This is a genomic window from Mesorhizobium sp. M1A.F.Ca.IN.022.07.1.1 (genome assembly GCF_003997575.1).
Lineage (GTDB): Bacteria > Pseudomonadota > Alphaproteobacteria > Rhizobiales > Rhizobiaceae > Mesorhizobium.
Window position 1 is genome coordinate 1 of record NZ_RZST01000503.1, and the last position, 3,058, is coordinate 3,058.

General features: G+C 61.6%; 5 protein-coding genes. All 5 read left to right on the top strand.

Annotated features, from left to right (window positions below):
• Positions 1-396: 396 nt before the first annotated feature.
• Complete coding sequence (locus tag EOA75_RS31180) at positions 397-663, top strand: hypothetical protein (protein WP_127325976.1); 267 nt, start codon at positions 397-399, stop codon at positions 661-663.
• Positions 660-884 (top strand): hypothetical protein, encoded by a 225-nt coding sequence (locus EOA75_RS31185; RefSeq protein ID WP_127325978.1) that lies wholly within the window; start codon positions 660-662, stop codon positions 882-884. The genes EOA75_RS31180 and EOA75_RS31185 overlap by 4 nt, the downstream gene beginning before the upstream one ends.
• Positions 885-1,055: 171 nt before the next feature.
• Entirely contained in the window at positions 1,056-1,535 is a 480-nt protein-coding gene (locus EOA75_RS31190; RefSeq protein WP_127325980.1) for an Hsp20 family protein, read from the top strand.
• A 95-nt stretch (positions 1,536-1,630) separates the two neighbouring features.
• A complete protein-coding gene (locus EOA75_RS31195; RefSeq protein WP_127325981.1) occupies positions 1,631-2,140 on the top strand; it encodes an Hsp20/alpha crystallin family protein in 510 nt (169 codons plus the stop codon).
• Between the two features lie 109 nt (positions 2,141-2,249).
• Positions 2,250-2,960 carry an ETC complex I subunit gene (locus tag EOA75_RS31200; RefSeq protein ID WP_245466792.1) on the top strand — a complete coding sequence of 237 codons (711 nt, stop codon included), beginning with the start codon at positions 2,250-2,252 and terminating at the stop codon, positions 2,958-2,960.
• The last annotated feature ends 98 nt before the right edge of the window (positions 2,961-3,058 follow it).

Here is a 3,058-nt window from a genome sequence, read left to right on the forward strand (position 1 = left end):
AGCACATCCTGCGGGTGCTGAAAATGGCTGGCCGGCGACAGCAGCCGGTCGAGCGAAAGGTCTGATATGTCGGGAGCAAGGGAAGGAATGATCGGCGAAAGCATCTGTCGGTCCATTTCTGTCCTCCGTCTCCAAAAGACTCCTTGTTTTCGGTTCCAATTTCTCGACAGTCCCGGCGGCGCCGGCAGCCATTAATTTTGTTCAGCTCAATCGCGAATTCAACCCCTCGCGATCGAATTAGCGCATGTTTTCAGCGCACTAGCGCTCTAGGATCGAGACCGCCAAAATTTTGCGGCACCCTCTTGAAAGTAGAAGAAGGCAAAACTAGCTCGACATGCGCAAGATCGCGAGCCCCGCTCCGGGAGCGGGTCTCTTAGGAGGTACTGGGAGGCCATCATGGATGTGATGAGCGGCACCGGTCCAGTCCCGGCGCCGGAACATGTGCCGAGCGAGTTCCTCGCATATGAGGCGGAGTGCCGAACAGCGCTGCAGCCGCTGCTCGCGGGACTGCTTGACGCGGCCGAAGCCGCCGGCTGGAGGCGGCGCACCGCTGCCTCAACACTGATGTTCCTTGCGGCGCAGCAAGTCTCGGCAATCGCTACGCCGGGAGCTGGACCTGCCTGGCAAAAACGCCGGCACCGGGTGAACTGGCCAACAGCATGATCGAGGAGAAAAGCAACGCCGCGTTGCAGCGCTATCGGCGGCTTGCTTGCAGCCTGATTCTCGCAGAGCTCAAGCTTGTGCGCTGGTTCATAGGAAGCGGGCAAAAGGCTATTGCGGCTTCCCTGGACGGAGCAAACGGTGGCCCCAAAGCGACCGAGCCGCGCAGGCTACGAACTCACCATACTCGGAAAGCCAAACCGGAAAGGCGCGTCTCCTATTGATGTCGGCACCCCTCCGGATTGGCACCTTCTGCAAGGCCTCTTGAACACGGACACCGCCGAACTAAATCGTACTCCGCCGGAGGCCCATCTTGGGGCCGGCGTGTCGGGTGGATGCAACAGCATCCGCCGACGTCAGTCTTGTACCCATGTTGCTCAGAGGAGGATGTGGCTATGAGAACCACTCTCGATTTCACCCCACTTTTCCGGTCGGGCATCGGCTTCGACCGAATGCTGAACGCGCTTGAGGCCGCGAGCCGCGGCGAAACCATCGACAGCTGGCCCCCGTATGACATCGCCAAGCTTGGCGAGGACGATTACCGCGTCACCATGGCGGTAGCTGGCTTCAGCCAGGACGATCTGACCCTAACCCAGGAGCAGAACATGCTCATGGTGTCCGGTCACAAGGCGGGCGAGGAGAATGGCCAGTATCTTCATCGCGGAATTGCCAGTCGCGCCTTCCAGCGCCGTTTCGAGCTGGCCGACCACGTGAAGGTGGTGAATGCCAGCCTGGTCAGCGGTCTGCTGACGATCGATCTGAAGCGCGAAGTTCCTGAAGAGATGAAGCCGCGCCAGATCGAAATCGCGACGAGCGGCAAGGCGACGCCGAAGTCCTCGCCGAAGCAGATCGAGGCTGGAAAGCCGGCCGCCTAAGGCATTTCGCGAGTGCACTCGCGCGCGGGCGCCGGGTCATGAGCCCGGCACCGAATGGTGCATTGTCAATCACAACGAACGAAAGGAGAAGAAAAATGAGCGTTCGAGATCTGATCCCTTGGGGCCGCAACAACGGCAATCAGGCTCCGGCCCTATTCCGCGCAGGCGACCGTGATCCGTTGCTGTCGCTGCATCGCGAGGTGAACCGGCTGTTCGATGATGTCTTCCGCAGCTTCGGTTCGACCTTACCTGCCTTCAGTGGCGCTTCCGCCTTCGGCGGCGGTTGGCCAAGCGTCGAGATTTCCGACGGCGAGACGGAGGTCAAGGTGACGGCCGAGGTGCCCGGTCTTGAGGAGAAGGACATCGAAGTCCTGCTCGACGACGGCGTGCTGACGCTGAAGGGCGAGAAGCGTTCCGAAACGGAGGACAGGGACAGGCAGTTCTCCGAGCGCTTCTATGGTCGCTTCGAGCGCCGTATCCCGCTCGGCTACGAGGTCAAGGAAGACAAGGTTGATGCCCGCTTCAGCAATGGTGTGCTGACCGTGACCTTGCCCAAGAGCGAGAAGGCGCAGTCGCAGGGAAAGCGCATCGCCATCAAGAGCTGACGCGTGGCAGGCGCCGGCTGGATGCTGCCGGCCCCCGCCGGCAGCATCCTTGCCACACAGGGAGGATGAACGATGGAGAGACAGGTTGACACGACCAAACAGAACACCAATCCCGCAGGGGCGGTCGTCGAAAGACAACCGGCAGAAGCCCCTTTCGACGGGACGCTCGACCTTCCCGGGCGACGCCGTCGCACGGATCTATAAGCCGTCCCGCGCGGCGACGACTTCCGGCACCGCCCGCACGCGCGGTTGGCGTCTCGTTTTTGAGCGGCGCACCGCGCCCTTTATAGAGCCGCTAATGGGCTACACCGGCGGCCGCGACACGCTGACCCAGGTCGAGTTGAACTTCCCGACGCTGGAGGCAGCTGTGCGCTACGCAGAGCGACACGGATTGTCCTATGTCGTTCAGAACCCGACGGAGCAGGCTGATGATGTGTCGACCAATTCGAGGTCTGCGAAGCCCGGAAGGTCGACTTACGCATTTTCCAACATGACACTCGACCGGCTCGGACTTGCCGCGCTTCAGGAGAGCTACGGGCGCGCCCTCGACGGCGCTGCAAACCGCAACGATCCATTCGGTCCGGAAAGCTGGACGTCGCCCATGGGCGTGGCCCGCGATCCGAAGCTGACGCTGGAGGCCAAGCGCTCGGTCCTGATGAACTGGGCTTGGACGGAGTATCTGATCGATTTGGCGACCAATGAGGGCATGCCTGAAAACAACCGCCCTTCGCGCCTCGACGAGGTCGAGCAGGCGCTGCTCGCGCTCGAACGGGAGGTTGCGGCTGACCAAGCTAATTCAGGGATGCGCAAGGCGGCATGAGGTGTGCCTACGAACGGGTCTTGAGCAATTCCGGGCCCGCTTTTTCAACCCGGCGGGCTTAGTCCCGCCCACAGGAATGACATCACAAGGTTCAGGGA